14 protein-coding genes are annotated in these 16,425 nt (G+C 66.6%); 7 read left to right on the forward strand and 7 right to left on the reverse strand.

What is annotated here, in order from left to right:
- Positions 1 to 92 precede the first annotated feature (92 nt).
- Together ACQP2D_RS42830 and ACQP2D_RS42835 are read left to right on the forward strand one after the other, a co-directional pair.
- Positions 93 to 1,448: a WS/DGAT/MGAT family O-acyltransferase gene (locus ACQP2D_RS42830; protein WP_433681574.1), complete on the forward strand. Its 1,356-nt coding sequence runs from the start codon at positions 93 to 95 to the stop codon at positions 1,446 to 1,448.
- Between the two features lie 204 nt (positions 1,449 to 1,652).
- Entirely contained in the window at positions 1,653 to 2,777 is a 1,125-nt protein-coding gene (locus ACQP2D_RS42835) for an NAD(P)H-dependent flavin oxidoreductase (RefSeq protein WP_433681575.1), read from the forward strand.
- Positions 2,778 to 3,007: 230 nt separating this feature from the next.
- Here ACQP2D_RS42835 and ACQP2D_RS42840 read toward each other — a convergent pair whose 3' ends face one another.
- Both ACQP2D_RS42840 and ACQP2D_RS42845 read right to left on the reverse strand, forming a co-directional pair.
- Positions 3,008 to 3,958, reverse strand: coding sequence for an oxidoreductase (locus ACQP2D_RS42840; protein WP_433681576.1), 951 nt, complete (start codon positions 3,956 to 3,958; stop codon positions 3,008 to 3,010).
- A 393-nt stretch (positions 3,959 to 4,351) separates the two neighbouring features.
- Positions 4,352 to 5,131: a GntR family transcriptional regulator gene (locus tag ACQP2D_RS42845; protein WP_433681577.1), complete on the reverse strand. Its 780-nt coding sequence runs from the start codon at positions 5,129 to 5,131 to the stop codon at positions 4,352 to 4,354.
- Between the two features lie 109 nt (positions 5,132 to 5,240).
- Between ACQP2D_RS42845 and ACQP2D_RS42850 the strand changes: the two genes are divergently transcribed.
- The gene (locus ACQP2D_RS42850; RefSeq protein ID WP_433681578.1) at positions 5,241 to 6,725 is read left to right on the forward strand and encodes an ABC1 kinase family protein; all 1,485 of its coding nucleotides are present in this window, start codon (positions 5,241 to 5,243) and stop codon (positions 6,723 to 6,725) included.
- A gap of 129 nt (positions 6,726 to 6,854) precedes the next feature.
- Here ACQP2D_RS42850 and ACQP2D_RS42855 read toward each other — a convergent pair whose 3' ends face one another.
- The gene (locus tag ACQP2D_RS42855) at positions 6,855 to 7,454 is read right to left on the reverse strand and encodes a GDSL-type esterase/lipase family protein (protein WP_433681579.1); all 600 of its coding nucleotides are present in this window, start codon (positions 7,452 to 7,454) and stop codon (positions 6,855 to 6,857) included.
- Between the two features lie 119 nt (positions 7,455 to 7,573).
- Here ACQP2D_RS42855 and ACQP2D_RS42860 point away from each other — a divergent pair, with 119 nt between their 5' ends.
- Positions 7,574 to 8,353, forward strand: a complete 780-nt coding sequence (locus ACQP2D_RS42860) for a 2OG-Fe(II) oxygenase family protein (protein ID WP_433681580.1) — start codon at positions 7,574 to 7,576, stop codon at positions 8,351 to 8,353.
- Entirely contained in the window at positions 8,337 to 9,113 is a 777-nt protein-coding gene (locus tag ACQP2D_RS42865) for an SDR family NAD(P)-dependent oxidoreductase (RefSeq protein ID WP_433681581.1), read from the forward strand. The genes ACQP2D_RS42860 and ACQP2D_RS42865 overlap by 17 nt, the downstream gene beginning before the upstream one ends.
- 11 nt (positions 9,114 to 9,124) lie before the next feature.
- On the opposite strand, the gene ACQP2D_RS42870 is transcribed toward ACQP2D_RS42865, so the two are convergent.
- Positions 9,125 to 9,973, reverse strand: a complete 849-nt coding sequence (locus tag ACQP2D_RS42870) for an SDR family NAD(P)-dependent oxidoreductase (RefSeq protein ID WP_433681582.1) — start codon at positions 9,971 to 9,973, stop codon at positions 9,125 to 9,127.
- Positions 9,974 to 10,174: 201 nt separating this feature from the next.
- On the opposite strand from ACQP2D_RS42870, the gene ACQP2D_RS42875 reads away from it, so the two are divergent.
- Positions 10,175 to 12,547, forward strand: a complete 2,373-nt coding sequence (locus ACQP2D_RS42875) for a flippase-like domain-containing protein (RefSeq protein WP_433681583.1) — start codon at positions 10,175 to 10,177, stop codon at positions 12,545 to 12,547.
- Here the strand turns inward: ACQP2D_RS42875 and ACQP2D_RS42880 are convergent.
- Positions 12,544 to 13,254 carry a methyltransferase domain-containing protein gene (locus ACQP2D_RS42880; RefSeq protein ID WP_433681584.1) on the reverse strand — a complete coding sequence of 237 codons (711 nt, stop codon included), beginning with the start codon at positions 13,252 to 13,254 and terminating at the stop codon, positions 12,544 to 12,546. The two genes, ACQP2D_RS42875 and ACQP2D_RS42880, sit on opposite strands and share 4 nt — an antisense overlap.
- 104 nt (positions 13,255 to 13,358) lie before the next feature.
- Here ACQP2D_RS42880 and ACQP2D_RS42885 point away from each other — a divergent pair, with 104 nt between their 5' ends.
- Entirely contained in the window at positions 13,359 to 14,003 is a 645-nt protein-coding gene (locus ACQP2D_RS42885; protein WP_433681585.1) for a TetR/AcrR family transcriptional regulator, read from the forward strand.
- Between the two features lie 75 nt (positions 14,004 to 14,078).
- Here ACQP2D_RS42885 and ACQP2D_RS42890 read toward each other — a convergent pair whose 3' ends face one another.
- Both ACQP2D_RS42890 and fadD5 read right to left on the reverse strand, forming a co-directional pair.
- Positions 14,079 to 14,684: a cysteine hydrolase gene (locus ACQP2D_RS42890; RefSeq protein WP_433681586.1), complete on the reverse strand. Its 606-nt coding sequence runs from the start codon at positions 14,682 to 14,684 to the stop codon at positions 14,079 to 14,081.
- A 47-nt stretch (positions 14,685 to 14,731) separates the two neighbouring features.
- Positions 14,732 to 16,303 carry a fatty-acid--CoA ligase FadD5 gene (gene fadD5 / locus ACQP2D_RS42895; protein WP_433681587.1) on the reverse strand — a complete coding sequence of 524 codons (1,572 nt, stop codon included), beginning with the start codon at positions 16,301 to 16,303 and terminating at the stop codon, positions 14,732 to 14,734.
- Positions 16,304 to 16,425 lie beyond the last annotated feature (122 nt).

Below are 16,425 nucleotides of genomic sequence, written 5' to 3' on the forward strand. Positions count from 1 at the left end.
GGGACATGGCTGCGCGAGCCCTTCCGACATCGTGGTCGATACCTCTTGTTCAAGACCTCCACACCACACCGTCGTCAGGGGGCGACTCACCAATGGAGCTCATTTCTCCGATAGATGCCGTATTTCTGCTGGCCGAATCCCGCGAGCACCCGATGCACGTCGGTTCACTGCAATTGTTCGAGGCACCGGAAGACACCGGCCCCGATTACGCCCGGACAATTCATGAGAAGTTGTTGGCGGACAACGAATTCCATCCCACCTTCCGCAAACGACCGGCAAGTTGGCTCGGCACACCGCAATTGGCGTGGACGCAGGCCGAGGATGTCGAACTCGCCTATCATCTGCGCCGGTCGGCGCTGCCGAGTCCGGGCCGCTTCGACCAATTGCTCGAGCTGGCCTCCGAGCTGCACAGCGCCCTGCTCGACCGGCACCGCCCGCTGTGGGAGATCCACCTGGTGGAGGGGCTGAGCGACGGCCGCTTCGCCGTCTACTCGAAGATGCACCACGCGCTCATCGACGGCGTCGCCGCGCAGCGAGTGCTACAGCGCACACTCACCGACGATCCAGCGGCGAGCGACATGCGCGTCCCGTGGAATCTGCCTCGTTCGCGGCGCCTACCCGAACCATCCGGGTCCCTGTTCGGCGGGATCGCGCGAAACCTCCTGTCGGCGGCCAATTCCGCGCCGGCCGCGCTACGGGTGGCCCGCGCCGCATTGCTGCGGCAACAGCTGACCATGCCGTTCGATGCGCCGCGCTCGATGTTCAATGTGCCGATCGGCGGCGCTCGGCGCTGCGCGGTGCGGTCCTGGCCGCTGGAACGCGTCAAACAGGTCAAGAAGGCCACCGGCACAACCATCAATGATGTGGTGCTCACGATGTCGGCCGGAGCCCTGCGCGAATACCTGATCGAACAGAATGCGTTGCCTGACAAGCCCTTGATCGCCATGGTCCCGGTGTCGCTGCGGGCCGATGACGATGCCGCCGAGGACAGCGGCGTAAAGGTCGGCGCCATCCTGTGCAACCTCGGCACCGATATCGCCGATCCGATCGAACGACTGCGCGTGGTGAGCGAATCCATGCGCCGCAGCAAAGAGGTCTACAACTCGCTCTCGCCGATACAGACCATGGCACTGTCCGGACTCATGCTCAGCCCGCTGGCCCTGACGTTGCTGCCCGGCATGGTGTCGCTGGCCAATCCGCCGTTCAATGTCGTCATCTCCAATGTTCCCGGCCCCAAGGAACCCCGGTACTGGAACGGCGCCCGCCTCGACGCCTCCTACCCGATGTCGATCCCGTTCGACGGACAGGCCGTGAACATCACCCTCACCACCAATGGCGACAATCTGGACTTCGGACTCGTCGGCTGCCGCCGCACCGTACCGCGACTGCACAGCCTGTTGGACCACCTCGAGAACTCGCTCGCCGACCTGGAACAGGCCGCCGTCTGAAACAGCTATCCCTAAAGAAACTAGAACGTGTTACATTCGAATTCAGGCGTCCGCGCCTGCCGACAAAGCCGTCCTCGCGTCATGGCGATATCTGCGGTAGGCGGTCGAATCGGCGGCGCGGACCAGCGACCAAATATGTAACCCGTTCCAGCACTCCTCGGCCGGTCGCTCCGGCCGTGGGGCGAGTAGGGAGACCAGCACGCCATGCGTACCGAAATCTGCGACCGGCTGGGGATCGAATTCCCCATCTTCGCCTTCACCCACTGCCGCGATGTGGCGGCCGCGGTCAGCAATGCCGGTGGTCTCGGCGTGCTCGGTGCGGTCGGCTTCACGGCCGAACAACTGGAGGTCGAACTCGCGTGGCTCGATGAGCATGTGCACGGCGTCTACGGTGTCGACCTCGTCATTCCGTCCAAGTACGAGGGCAAGGGCATCGACGATCTGACCCCGGAACAGCTGGAAACCAAACTGGCGGAACTGGTTCCGCAGGGCCACCGAGATTTCGCCGAGAAGCTCCTCAATGAGCACAATGTGCCGCACCTGCCCGAAGAAGAGCACCACAACCAGCTGCTCGGCTGGACCGCGACGACCGTCGCACCGCAGATCGGGGTGATCCTGCGCCACCCCAAGGCCAAGCTGGTCGCCAATGCCCTGGGCACCCCGCCGGATGACGTGATCGAGCAGATCCAGGATTCCGGCCGCCTCATCGGCGCGCTCTGCGGGTCGGTCAAGCACGCGCTCAACCACAAGCGGGCCGGGCTGGACTTCGTGGTCATGCAGGGCACCGAGGGCGGCGGCCACTGCGGTGAGATCTCCTCGCTGGTGCTCTGGCCGCAGGTGATCGACGCGATCGGCGATATGCCAGCGCTCGCCGCCGGTGGTATCGGCAATGGCCGCCAGGTCGCCGCGGCCATGGCGATGGGTGCGGCGGGCGCGTGGACCGGCTCGCTGTGGCTGACCGTCGAGGAGGCCAATGTGCCGCCCGCACAGATGCAGACCTATATCGATGCCTCCAGCCACGACACCGTGCGGTCACGGTCCTGGACCGGCAAGCCGTGTCGCATGCTCAAGAACGACTGGACCGAGGCCTGGGAGTCGCCGGAGAACCCGGACCCACTGCCCATGCCGCTGCAGATGATGGTTGCCCTGGACGGCGTCAAGCGCGGACACCGCTACCCGGAAGCGGCCAAGGACGTGAATTTCAATCCGGTCGGCCAGGTCGTCGGCATGATGAACAAGGTGGAGCGCTCCGCGGATGTGATCGCGCGGCTGATCAACGAGTACGTGGAGGCGTGTGACCGCCTGAACAAGCTCAACAGCGAGCTCTAGGAGTCGGATCGGTGCCGTCGCCCTGGCGCGCATGCCGGGGCGACGTGCCACCATCGCCGAAATGCGGTGGGCTTCGATTCAGCTCATAACGCCGCCCCTGTTGTCGCATCCGATCCTGCGGATTCCGCCACCGCTGCGGCAGGCACCCGGGGCCGAATCCGACCGGCGCCGAGGTGACATCAGAGGTCGCACGGCGTCCGCCTCCCGACCGAGCTGCTGGCGACGGGCGATCACATCGCCGAGAACTCGTATCGCACGCCGGTGAGCTGCTCACTGAGCTGCCACAGCCTGCGCGCGGTCCAGCGGCTGTGGGCCAGTGGATTGCGCGGAGCCCGCCGTGGATAACCCGCCAGCTCGAATCCCGGTCCGACATAAGAGTTTCCGCGCAGATCCGGCACCGTCGCGGCATACAGCTGCGGCAGCGCGCCCATTCGGTCGGACTGGGCGATCGCGAACAGGATCGTCTGCGGGATCGCCGCCAAGAGGCCGCCGACACCCTTCTCACCGTTGCGGTCGTACAGATGAGTCGCCGAAAGACCCGGATGCGCGGCAACGGCGTGCAGGGCGGTCCCGGCCGCGCGAGCCCGGCGATCGAGTTCGGCGGTGAAGAGCAGATTGGCCAGTTTGGACTGGCAGTAGGCGGGCCAGCGCAGGTAGAGCCGCTCCCAATTGGGATCGAGCCAGTTGATCGCGCCACCCCACGCGGCCACCGAGGATACGGTCACCACCCGCGGCCGCTCGGCACGCAGGAGCGCGGGCAGGATGGCACCGGTGAAGGCGAAGTGCCCGAGGTGGTTGGTGCCGAATTGGGCATCGAACCCGTCGGCGGTGCGCGAGCGCGGCACCGCCATCACGCCCGCATTGTTGATCAGCAGATCGACCCGGCCGATGGTGTCCACCACCGTTGCCGCGGCCTGTCGGACCGAAGCCAGATCGGCCAGATCCAGCGGCAGCACTTCGGGTTTCGGCCCGGCGGCCACCGCGGTGACGGCGTCCAGCGCGGCAGTCGCCTTCTCCTGGTTGCGGCAGGCCAGCAGCACATGTGCGCCCCTGGCCGCCAATGCCTCGGCGGTGCGCAGGCCGAGACCGCTGTTCGCGCCGGTGACCACCACGGTCTTTCCGGACTGATCCGCGATATCGGCAATGGTCCAGCGGCGCGGCAGAATCGGTATGGATGTCACAGGGCACTCCCGGTCACTCGCGGAAAGGGAATCGGTTGGCAGCCTAGGCCGCCTCATCGTCGCACGCGGTGCACCTCGCCGATGCTTGCCGCGGCAGCCGACGGATCGCCGGATTCGGTGCAATGCTCTCGCCGGCGGACGCCGAACTCGCGATGCCCCGGCCCGCCACGATGCCCAGTGGCGAGCTTCGCCGAGCCCTGACGCCTGCTGCCTGCCATCGTGTTTCCTAGTCCGCGCCCATTCGAGCACGCGGCCTTGACCCTAATATGTCTCAGACAGATGGGCGATCGGCGTCAAGCTGCTGTGCTGCCGCAGCACCACACCCCTCGGGCGGCGTTGAGCAGCGTTGGGCCAGCAATGGCTCAGACAGTGGAATCGAAGAAGTCGAGCCGATCAGGCCGTCGCCGCGTGCTCCGCATCCTCGTGGCCGTCGTCGGCGATATCGAGCAGCTCCTCGAAGCGGGCGATCACCTTCTCGTGGTACAGCCCGAACAGGTCCTCGAACAGCGCGAGCTGCGCATCGGACGGGCCGGAACCGGAGTCCCATACCGCGACCAACGCACGCCATACCAATACATGAAGGTCGGCAGCGCCCGCGAAGAAGGCCTCGACGGCCTCGGGTACGTCGAGCACCATCTCCCCGATGGAGTTCACAATCGCGCGCTGCATGCTCAGCCCGAGTGCGGTGAGCAGGCGGCGGACCAGTCCGACCTCGATGGCCAGAATCCGGCGGAAGTCGGGAACATCCTGTCGGGCAAGCGTTTCCAGTTCATCGATCTCGGCCTTGAGTTCGGCCGGGTCGATCTCCTGGTCGCTGCCGGTGTAGGCGAGCAGCGCCTCCATGACGATGCCGCGCTCCACCTCGACGATGTCGCGGAACATCTCGATGGCCACATCCGGCATCGGAATCGAGAAACGGAAGAGGTGCCGATACACATCGATGCCGCCCGCCTCACGGACATCGCGGATGGTGAACCCCTTGCCGCGTCGCGCCTCGACGAATCCATACGATTCCAGCCGACCGAGGGTCAGCTGTGCGGTCGCGCGGTTCATATCGAACTCCTCCGCGACCTGCCGAACCGACGGCATCAAATCCCCTGGCTGATACTCCCCCGCGGCAACCCGGCGTGCCAGCTCATCGGCAACGTCGGCGACTACCGTCTGGGATCCCATCGAGATGCCACCTTTCGACTCGGTTCCGAATACGTCCCAGACAGTCTAAGCCCTCCTGTGCGAGACTGCACCTGTGTAACACTGGTCAGCGTGCGGTGTGAGGTGAGTCATGACAATTCAGCGTGGCAGCGGTCGGCCGACCGAGAGTTCGACTACTAGACGCGCACGCCTTTTCGCGGCGAACCCCAATGGCAAACCCCCAGTTCGCACCGCAGTCCGCAATGCCAAACTGGCCGCGATTCCGGTCGCCTTCGCGGGTCGGCGGGCCGCGGGCGTCGGCAAGCGCGCGATGGGCAGATCGGCCGGTGAGGTCGATCGCGACATTCAAATGCGCACCGCCCAGCACATTTTCGAGGTCCTCGGCGAGCTGAAGGGCTGCGCGACGAAACTCGGTCAGCTGCTCGCCATTTACGAACTCGCACTGCCGCGGGAGCTCGCCGAACCGTACAAGATCGCGCTGAGCCAATTGCAGGATTCCGCGCCCGCGATGCTGCCGCGCTCGGTGCACGCGGCGATGGCCGCCAGCATGGGGGAGAACTGGCGTTGGCACTTCCGGGAATTCGACGATCGGCGCGCGGCCGCGGCATCGCTGGGGCAGGTGCACCGCGCGGTATGGCGCGACGGCACACCCGTCGCGGTGAAGGTGATGTATCCCGGTGGTAGGCAGGCGGTCGCGAACGATCTGGACCAGCTGCGCCGCATCTCCACGCTGGCAACGGTTTTCGTGCCCGGTGCCGACGTGAAGGGGGTGACCGAGGCGATCTGCGCCTGTGTGCTCGACGAACTCGACTATGCCGCCGAGGCCGACCATCAGCGGGCCTTCGCGGCGGCCTATGCCGACGATCCGGATTTCTATATTCCGCGCGTGATCGAACAGCGCGGCGACGTGCTCATCACCGAATGGCTCGACGGCACACCACTGCCGCGCATTATCACCGCCGGTACGCGCGCCGAACGTGATCGGGTGGGCATGCAGCTGGTCCGGTTCATGGCCTCCAGCTGGATCCGCAGCGGTCTGCTCTACGGTGATCCGCATCCGGGCAATTTCCGGGTGCTGCCGGACGGTCGACTCGGCGTCGTCGACTTCGGCGCGTGTGCGCCGTGGCCCACGGAAGGTTTCGAGGAGTGGGCGTTCGACTATTGCGACGCGCTGTTCAACGGTGGGCCAACGGATTTGGAGGCCGCGGCCCGACGGCACGGCTTCTGCGAACCCGGCCGCACACTCGATGCCGAGGACCTGTTCAACATCGTTGTGCCGTGCATCGAACCCTTCCAACACCCGACCTACCGGTTCACCACGCGCTGGCTGCGCAAACAGGTATTGCGCGTGACGAACCCGAGGCTGTCCAACGCGTTGCGGCAGGCGACCATGCCCGCGCACTACACACCGTTCGCGCGCTCGATGCTCACGCTGGTCGGCGCGATCGGCCAGTTGGAGACCGAGGGCCCGTTCCGCGACGAGGTCGGCCGCTGGCATCCGACGCTGCACGAGTTGGTCACCCGGCCCGGCGAGGAGGACGCGGTACCGGTCGACCTGGCGGTGGCGCGGCGCAAGCGAGCCGAGCAGGCCGCACGTCGGATGTCGGTCGGCTGATCCATAACGACGCCCTGACCTGCCCGGGCGCGCTGCCCTACAGCGGAGACATATCGTCTCAGACAGTTCCCCGCCGCTTCGGGTAGATGATCACCCGGACGACGAGCCACGGGTCCTCGTAAGTACCGGTCAGCGCGCCAACCACTCTCGCCAGTGCGGGCGGATGAGTGCGGCCAGCTCGTCGTAGCCGGCCGCGCCCGGATGCGCGCCATCACCCGCACGCACCTCACGCATCCATACCGCGCTGTCGCGCAATGGCTGATGGGCGCGCACGTAGGGGACCGCGGCAGCCGCGCAGACGGCGGCGAAGCGTTCGTCGAGCCCGGCGGTCCTGGCATTGTGCTCGGCGTCATCGATGGGCGGCGGCGCGACGACCAGGACCGGGAGCCCGCGTTCGGCCGCCTGCGCGAGCAGTTCGGTCAGGTTGGCCGCCGACCGTTCGGGTGTCACGCGCGGTTGTCCAGCTATCAGCGTGGTGTCGTTGACACCGAACGAGACGACCAGGCGCGCATCGGATCCGTCGGGGCAGCGGGGCGTGCATTCGGCCTGCCAGCGGCCCAGGATCTCGGTCGAGGTCTGCATACGCGCACCGAGGTTGTACGCGGTGAGCGGCTGACCGGTCGCATAGGTCTCGGCCGCGAGGCGGCCCACCCAACCGAGGCACCGCGGGTCGCCGACACCCGCGACGAAGGAATCACCGATGAAGCACACGCGAAGGTCGTTCCACACCCGGCGATCTTCGCAATCGCTCGCCACCGCCCGGGACCGGGTCCGGCCATCGCACAGTCGAGGCATGGATGGCGGCGGTACCCGTTAGGATCGCGATGGTCGTTCGGGAGGGATTTGACGTGACCGGGGTAGCTGAGTCCGCGGTGCCGCAGTGGTTCGCCGAGCTGTTCGCGCATCGGCACTGGGTTCGCCGGGTGGAGCCGTTTCCGCATATCTATGCCAGGGATGTGTTCGTGCCGGAGTTCTACCAACGGCTGGCCGAGGAGTTGGCGCGGGTGCGCCGGGAGCGGCCGGCGGCATTCGGAGCGGTGGCCGCCGATTACGGTGCGGTCGGGGCCCAGCTCGCCGGACTGCGGGACGGGCCGTTGGCGCTGTTCCTGTCCCGGGAATGGCACGATCTGATCGCCCGCGTCGCCGGGGTCACGACGACCGGTGACGTCGAGGGATCGGTGCACCACCATCCACCGGGCAGCCCGCCGGGCTGGCCGCACAATGATCTGAGCCCGGCCTGGTTCAAGGGTCCGGCGCCCGGTCCGGACCGGGTCACGACGGTGGATCCGGAGGTGGACCTGAAGACCGGCGCGCGATCGCCGGAGGTCTTCGCACGGGAGACGGTGCGCGCGGTGGCGGTGCTGTTCTATTTCGGCAATCCGGACTGGCGACCCGGCGACGGCGGCGAGACCGCACTGTACGACCAGCTCGGTCCGAATCCGGTTCCCGCACTGACCATTCCGCCGATGGACAATTCGCTGCTGCTGTTCGAATGCACACCGCGTTCGTGGCATACCTTCGCCGGCGGCAATACCGCGGCACGCAATAGCGTGGTGATGTGGCTGCACCGGCCCAAGGAAGATGTGGTGCGGCGCTGGGGAGGAGACAGCATTGCGCAGTGGCACTGAACGCCGGGTTTGTCTGCTGACCGGAGCCGGTGGCGGACTCGGCGACGTCTTCTGCCGCGGTCTGTACACCGATTACGACATCATCGCGGTGTGCCGCAACCGCACCCCCGCCGCACCGTCGCAGCTGGAATGGTTCGTCGACCCCTTGGCACCGGAACTGCCGGTGCCGGAGAACGGCTCGCGAATCTTCGTGATCAAGGCGGATCTGACCACGCAGGGCGAAATCGAGCGCGTCGTCGATCTCGCGCTCGCCCGGTTCGGTCACGTCGATCTGCTGGTCAACAATGCCGCGTACAGCCGCTTTCAACCGCTCGGCATCGTCGACGGCGACGCGACACTCGACGAATTCGAACCGCATTTCGCGGTCAATGTCGGTGTGCCGCTGCGGTTGTCGGCCCGACTGGCACAGCGCTGCTGGGTGCATGCCCTGGATGAGAATCGGGCACGTAATCGCAATATCGTGAATGTCTCCAGCATTGCGGGCTCGCGGGTGTACCCCGGTGGACAGGCGCTCTACGCGGCGTCCAAGGCCGCGCTCAACCAGCTGACCCGGCATATCGCGGCCGAATTCGAGGAGTTCGGGGTGCGGGCGAATGCGATCGCGCCCAACAGCTTCCCCGCGGCAGTGCCCACCGAGCAGGTCGTGCGGGCGATCGTCGAACTCGACCGCGGCGATATGACGGGCGAGGTCTTCAGCGTCGGCGCCGAAGCCGAGGATGCGGCCGGCGGGCGTAACGCACTCGGTGCGGACACCCGCTGACCCACCCTGACCTACGTCGCCGAACTCGTCACGCCGGTGATCTCCTCGGACATCACCCAAAGACGCTGTGCGAGATCCGGATCCACCGCCTGCCTGTTGCGCGGCTGCTCCACCTTGAACCGATGGAAGTATTTGCCGTCGATGTCGTCCTGCGTTGTCGCCAAGTGCACCAGCGGATCCGCGCCCTTCTCGGGCCGGATGAAGAAGGGCCGCGACAGCGGGGAGCGAATGAACGCGCCGAGCCCGAGCGGGGCATTGTCGTAGACGTGGGTGGCGACCACGCCGGGATGGAAGGCGGCGGTGACCAGCCCGGTGCCCTCGGTGCGGCGGGCCAGCTCCCTGGTGAAGACGATATTCGCGAGCTTGGAGGTGCTGTAGGCGGCCAACTGGTTGAACGAACCGGTCGAGGCGTTGACGGTATCGAGATCCAGCTTCGCCATCCGGTAGGTCGTGCTCGCGGTATTGACGACCCGGGCCCGTGACTGCACCAACCGCTCCAGCAGCAGGCTGGTCAGCAGGAACGGCGAGAGGTGGTTGACCTGGAAGGTCAGCTCATTGCCGTCATCGGTGACGGTGCGTTTCGCCCAGGCACCGCCCGCGTTATTGGCCAGCACATCGATGCGCGGATAGCGGTCGAGGAGTTGATCGGCGAGCTTGCGCACCTCGTCGAAGCGGGCGAAATCGGCGATGAACGATTCCGCACCGACCCGCGCCGCCACCTCGGCGGTGCGCTCCGGCGAGCGCCCGACCACCGCGACCGTCGCCCCGCGCGCCACCAGCTTTGCCGCCGCCTCCGCGCCGATGCCCGAGCTGGCGCCGGTCACCACCACCGTCTTGTCGGATAGATCTTGTGCTGCCATGTGCTACCTCCAACGCCATTGCCTGGTCCGTCCCCGATCCTCATCGGATCGGCGGCATTCGGCAAGGCCGTCTACTGGCCGGTAGGCCGGCGAAAACGGCGCGGTGTGTATCGTCCCCGCAGACCCCGTCGGCCCGCAACGGTACGTTTATCGACACCCCGACGACCGGCCACAGACGCGGAGAGGCGAAGGACCCACGAGATGCGAGTCGATGGGCGGGACATCCCGGTCACGGGGAGCCTGCTACAACCGCTGAGGCGGCGGACCAGTGACATCGTCCGCGTGGTGCTCGCGGCCCTGTGGGTCGGCGTCGTGGTGGCCGCCTCGCTGATCACCCGGCCGGAATGGCTGGAGCTGGAGAAGTCGGTCTCGAAGATCGTCGGCTTCCTCAATCCGGACCAGTCCAATCTGGTGTATCTGGTCTACGGCACGGCGATTCTGGCGCTGCCGTTCGCGATTCTCATCGAGCTGATCATCGGCAGACAGTGGAAGCTGCTCGCGGGCTATGCCGCGGCCGGATTGGTCGCCGGACTGCTGCTCTCGATCACCGGCACGGGATTGTCCGCGCCGCAATGGCATCTGCACGTGCCGGACCGGCTCGATACCTTCCTATCGCAGTTCCTCGACGATCCGCGCTGGATCGCGATGCTGGCGGCGGTGCTGACCGTCTCCAGTCCCTGGCTGCCGACCCGGCCGCGGCGCTGGCTGTGGTTCCTGCTGCTGGCCTTCGCACCGATCCATCTGGTGGTCAGCACGGTGGTGCCGGCGCGGGCCATGTTCGGACTCGCGGTCGGCTGGCTGGTCGGCGCGGTCATCGTGCTGGTGGTCGGCACACCGGCGCTGGAGGTGCCGCTGGACGCGGCGGTGCGGGTGCTGGCCGGACGCGGACATACCGTTACCGCGTTCACCGTGGTCCATCCGGCCGGGCGCGGTCCGCTGGTGCTCGCCGCCGCCGTCGACGGTCCCGAGCGCGAATTGACCGTCGAGATGTACGGCAAGAACCAGCGCAGCTTCGGCGCGCTGCGCCAGCTGTGGCGCTGGCTGACCTTCCGCACCAGCGAAACGGCGGCGTTGCACGGTTCCATGCATCGCGCCGTCGAACATCGCGCGCTGATGGCCATCGCGGTCGGCGAACTGGGTCTGGCCGCCACGGAGCAGGTCGCCGTCGCGGCGCTGGAACGCGGCTGGATGCTGTACGCGCACACCATGCCCCGGGGTACGCCGCTCGACGAGCACTCCGACGAGGTGCTCACCGAGGTGTGGAAATCGCTGACGGCACTGCACCGCGGCCAGATCTCGCACGGTGACCTGCGGCCGGTGGAGATCCGAATCGAGAACGGCGCCACCCTGTTCGGCGGCTTCGCCAGCGCGGAGTTCGGCGCCTCGGATAAGCAACGGCAGTCCGACGTCGCCCAGTTGCTGGTGTCGACCACGGCGGTCTTCGGCAAGGAAGCCGCGGTGCGCACCGCCATCGAAACCCTCGGCGAACCGACGGTGCTGACCGCGGCGAGCCGACTCACCAAGTCGGCCATGCCCGCCGGGATCAAGAAGTCGATTCCGGACTGGGGCGAGGTGGTCTCCGCGGCCCACGACGAGGTGCGCAGGCAGACCGGGCAGGACAAGATCGAGGCCGAGCGGATCACCCGGTTCAGCCGCAACCAGATCATCCAGCTGGTGCTGCTGATCGGACTGGTCTACGTCGCCTATCCGTTCATCAGCGCGGTGCCGACCTTCTTCTCCCAGCTGCGCACCGCCAACTGGTGGTGGGCGCTGCTCGGCTTGGCGGTCTCGGCGCTGACGTATGTCGGTGCGGCGGCGGCACTGTGGGCCTGTGCCACGCGCCTGGTCAGCTTCCGCGATCTGGTGATCATGCAGATCGCCAATACCTTTGCCGCGACAACGACCCCGGCCGGGGTCGGCGGGCTGGCCTTGAGCGTGCGCTTCCTGCAGAAGGCCGGACTCGGCGCGGTGCGGGCCACCGCAGCCGTCGCATTGCAGCAGTCCGTACAGGTGATCACCCACATCGGCCTTTTGATCCTGTTCAGCGTGGCGGCGGGCACCTCGGCGGACCTTTCGCATTTCGTCCCCGACGCCACGGTGCTGTATCTAGCGGCCGGTGTGGGTGTCGGCATCATCGGCGCCTTCATGTTCGTGCCGAAACTGCGTCGCTGGCTGAACGATTCGGTGCGCCCACAGTTGCAGGAAGTACTCGGCGAACTCGGCGAACTCGTCCGGGATCCCAAGCGCTTCCTGGTTATCGTGCTCGGCTGCGGTGCGATCACGCTCGGCCTGGCGCTCGCGCTGTGGGCCAGTGTCGAAGCGTTCGGTGGTGGCGCGTCGTTCATCACCGTCACCATCGTCACCATGATCGGCGGCACCCTGGCCGCGGCCGCGCCGACACCCGGTGGCGTCGGCGCCGTCGAGGCCGCGCTGATCGGTGGTCTTGCCGCCTTCGGTCTGCCCGCGACCATCGCCGTGCCGTCGGTGCTGCTCTACCGTGTGCTCACCTGCTGGCTGCCGGTGTTCTGCGGCTGGTTCACCATGCGCTGGTTGACCGCGAAGGACATGATCTAGGCGTTCTTGGTCGCCACCAGCACGCCGGTCATCGGCGCGATCGCGGTGAAGTCGACCGTCCCGAATCCCACTTCCCGCAACGCTTCTCGGTAGCGGCGGATATCGATGGCCGATAGCGGATCCGCCTGGTGTCCGGCCGCATGCGGGTCGTCGGTGCGCCGTGCCGCGAATCGGGACATGAGCCGGACCACCGTGGGCAGCACCAGTCCGGTTGGATGGGTATCGGCGAGCAGCAGTCTGCCGCCGGGACGGAGTACGCGGAACATCTGCGCCAGGGCCGCGGCACGTTTGGCCTCCGGAATGTGATGCATGACGAAGGTCGAGGTCACCACATCGACCGAGGCGTCGGGCAGATTCAGCGACTGCGCGGTACCCACCTCGAACCGACAATTGGGCAGGGCCGCGGTGCGGGCGGTCGCATAGTCGATCATCTCCGCCGACGGGTCGATGCCGAGCACGCGACCGGACGGACCGACTCGCTGGGCGAGCGCTCGGACGAGTTGGCCCGGGCCGCAACCGATATCTACGGCCTGCTCGCCCGCGGCGGCATCGGTCAGCTCGACAAGTCGAGCGTCCAGTGCGCCGACTCGGCCGAACAGGAAGGCCGATTTAACCACGAGATAGCCACGCGGTTTGGTGATCAGGGCGCCGATCTCGGAGTTCGGGTCAGTAGGTGCGGCAGTGGACTGTTGTCTATTTCCGGTCATGTGTTCATAATCGGACTCGATACCCGGAACGACCAGAAGCAAAAAGCGAGATATGTTCTGTTCGGGACGGATTCGCACCATCTGTACGGGAACGTGAGGACGAGATGACCGGCAGCACCGATCGCCGGGTTCGGCGCACCAAGAGTCTGCTCCATCGGGCCTTGATCGAGCTGATGATCGAATGCGGCTACGACCGGATCACCCTGCAGGACATTCTGAATCGCGCCGATGTCGGACGCTCCACGTTCTACGCGCACTTCCGTGACAAGGACGATCTGCTGCTGGTGAGCAGTACCGAGTACCTGCGCGCAGCGGTCGCGGATGCCGGATCGGCGGCGCACGACCCGCAGGTCCCGCACGGTTCGACACCGCTCGCACCGCTGTACACGCTGTTCCGCCTGGCCTCGGCGAATCCCGAGGTCTATCGGGCGCTGTTGGGGCGAAGGGCGACCGGTGTGCTGTTGCGCTCGACGCGGCGCATGGTGGAAGAGATTCTCACCGAACAGCTCTCGGGTCGACTGGATATGGACGACGACGAATTCGCCGTGACGATGACCTTCCTGTCCTGGGGTGTCGTCGGACTACTCGGCTCGATCGCGGACGCCGATCCACCGCTGCCCGCCGCCGAGACCTACCAGCGGCTGACGGATTTGGTCGGCCCCGGGCTCGAACGCCGGGTCCGGCGACCGGCCGACCCGTCATCCACGGAAGGACGTCTTCCCACGGACGGCAAGGCCGCCTTCGGCTGAACGGCATCAGTTGGCGCGCGGGCCGATAACCAGACCGATCGCCGTCTCGGCCGAGGGGCTTACCACGAAGTCCGGTCAGCGCGAACCGATCAGATCCAGTACCTGGTCGGCGGTGCGGCAACCGGCGGTGGTCAGTTCGAGATTCGCCAGCGATCCGGTATGCGTTTCGGGGTTCGCCGCGGCGACGCAGTCCGAGACCGGATGCACGGTGAAGCCGAGATCGGTTGCGTGCCTGGCGGTTTGCTCGACCACCAGATTGGTCGCGACACCGGTCAGGAACAGCGTGTCGATGCCCTGCTCATCGAGCCATTCGGGCAGCGGACAGCCCGCCAACCCGGACAGCTTCTGATTGTCGAAGACCGCGGTCGGCTGCTCGGCCATCTCCGGGATGAGCTGTGTGCCCGGCGACTCCGGCCGAAAGTCGGTCTGCGCCGCCGCCACCGAGCGCATGAATCCGGTGTTGCGGACCAGCCCGCCCTCGCCGACGGGAATCGTGAAGCGCAGGAATGCCACCGGCAGCCCGCGTTCGGCCGCCGCCGCGTGCAAGCGCATCGCGCGCGGCACCACCCCGCTCGCCGTGACCGGCGCGGCCAGCATCGGTCCGAAGAATCCCTCGGGCCGAATCACATTCACCTGCCAGTGCAGGGCGAGGACGGCGGCGCGAATACGTGGTATCGCCATGGGGCGATCTTGACGCACCGCGTCGCCGCTGTCCACGATTTCCGCATTCAGGACGAATAGTCCTTGCGCAGCTGCACTTTCACGACCTTGCCGCTGGCATTGCGCGGCAGCTCGGGCACGATCACCAGATCCTTGGGGTGCTTGTAGCGCGCCAGATTCTCGTTGAGGAACGGTGTCAGCTCGTCGAGGGTGAGTTCGGCATCCGGATCGATAAGGGCGACAACGGCAACCGGCACCTCGCCCCACTTCTCGTGCGCCCGGCCCACCACGGCGGCCTCGCGGATCTTCGGATGTGCGAACAGCACATTCTCCACCTCGGCGCAGTAGATGTTCTCGCCGCCGGAGATGATCATGTCCTTCTTGCGGTCCACCACCCAGAGGAAGCCCTCCTCATCCGCGCGGACCAGGTCACCGGAGTGGAACCAGCCACCGGCGAAGGCATCGGCGGTCGCCTCCGGCTTATTCCAGTAGCCCTGCATGAGAGTCGGTCCGCGATAGACGATTTCGCCGATCTCACCGGGGGCGACATCGTTCATCTCATCGTCGACGACGCGGGCCTGGATGGTCGGGATGGGCTTGCCGATCGAGCCGAGCTTGCGGATCGCGTCCTTGCCCTCCAGCACACAGGTGATGGGCGACATCTCGGTCTGGCCGAACACCGCGACATTCACCGCGTCCGGGAAGCAGTCGGCCATGGCGCGCAGCACGCTATCGGAGGCGGGGGCGGCACCCCAGCTGAGCATCTTCAGCGCCAGCTTGCGCTGTTCGACCGTCGGCTCCTCGCAGATCAGCTGCCACTGCGCGGGCACACAGAACGCGGCGGTCGCCTGCTCGCGCTCGACCGCGTCGAGGAATTCGGTGGGATCGAACGCGCCGAGCGGATGCAGGACGGTCTTGGCGCCGAGCAGGAAATACGGTGCGAGGCTGCCGAGTCCGGCGATGTGGAACAGCGGCGAGGTGCAGAAGCCGATCGCATCGGGTCCCAGATCCATGGCCCGAATACAGGTCAGCGCCTGGGCATTCATATTCGCGTGCGAGAGCACCGCACCCTTCGGGCTGCCGGTGGTGCCCGAGGTGTACATGATCAGTGCGGGGGTGTCCTCGGGGATATCGAGCGGCGTATGCGGTGTGCCGCCCTCGGCCAGCACATCGTCGTAGCCGAATACGCCCTCGGTGCTCCGGCCGCCGATCACGATGCAGGTTCCCAGTTCCGGCGCCTGGCCCTGAACGGCTGTGGCCAGCGGCTGCAGCATGGTGTCGGTGACGATCGCCTTGGCGCCGGAGTCGCTGACGATATACGCGACCTCGGGTGGGGTGAGCCGGAAGTTCACCGGGACCGCGATGGCGCCGAGTGCGTTGATACCGAAGACGGCCTCGAGGTATTCGGGATAGTTCAGCGCCAGGATCAGCACCCGATCGCCGAAGCCGATGCCGCGCCGGGCGAGTGCGTCGGCGAACTTCAGCGAACGCTCGTGCAGCTGCTGCCAGGTGGTGTCCACACCACGGAACCGCACCGCGACCGCGTCCGGGCGCATCTGCGCATGCGACGCGATCTGGTTGTTCCAGTGGTTGCGCCGCGACCGCAGCGGCTCGTCGAGCGCCTGTGCACCGGTGGTCATGCCACGAACTCCTCTCGGACCGCCGAGCGCGCGCCGGTGTATCCGACGGGTCGACGGACTGAACTGACAGCAGAATAGCAACTAACTTATTGCCAGAGCAAGAGAACAAGATAGGAATCGCT

The organism is Nocardia sp. CA-119907 (assembly GCF_050955995.1).
Lineage (GTDB): Bacteria > Actinomycetota > Actinomycetes > Mycobacteriales > Mycobacteriaceae > Nocardia.

What these genes read in the sequence shown, in the direction of transcription:
- ACQP2D_RS42880 (WP_433681584.1), bottom strand. Translation starts at nt 13,254, where the DNA reads ATGACCGGAAATAGACAACAGTCCACTGCCGCACCTACTGACCCGAAC.
- ACQP2D_RS42875 (WP_433681583.1), top strand. Translation starts at nt 10,175, where the DNA reads ATGCGAGTCGATGGGCGGGACATCCCGGTCACGGGGAGCCTGCTACAA.
- ACQP2D_RS42835 (WP_433681575.1), top strand. Translation starts at nt 1,653, where the DNA reads ATGCGTACCGAAATCTGCGACCGGCTGGGGATCGAATTCCCCATCTTC.
- ACQP2D_RS42850 (WP_433681578.1), top strand. Translation starts at nt 5,241, where the DNA reads ATGACAATTCAGCGTGGCAGCGGTCGGCCGACCGAGAGTTCGACTACT.
- ACQP2D_RS42885 (WP_433681585.1), top strand. Translation starts at nt 13,359, where the DNA reads ATGACCGGCAGCACCGATCGCCGGGTTCGGCGCACCAAGAGTCTGCTC.
- ACQP2D_RS42845 (WP_433681577.1), bottom strand. Translation starts at nt 5,131, where the DNA reads ATGGGATCCCAGACGGTAGTCGCCGACGTTGCCGATGAGCTGGCACGC.
- fadD5 (WP_433681587.1), bottom strand. Translation starts at nt 16,303, where the DNA reads ATGACCACCGGTGCACAGGCGCTCGACGAGCCGCTGCGGTCGCGGCGC.
- ACQP2D_RS42870 (WP_433681582.1), bottom strand. Translation starts at nt 9,973, where the DNA reads ATGGCAGCACAAGATCTATCCGACAAGACGGTGGTGGTGACCGGCGCC.
- ACQP2D_RS42890 (WP_433681586.1), bottom strand. Translation starts at nt 14,684, where the DNA reads ATGGCGATACCACGTATTCGCGCCGCCGTCCTCGCCCTGCACTGGCAG.
- ACQP2D_RS42830 (WP_433681574.1), top strand. Translation starts at nt 93, where the DNA reads ATGGAGCTCATTTCTCCGATAGATGCCGTATTTCTGCTGGCCGAATCC.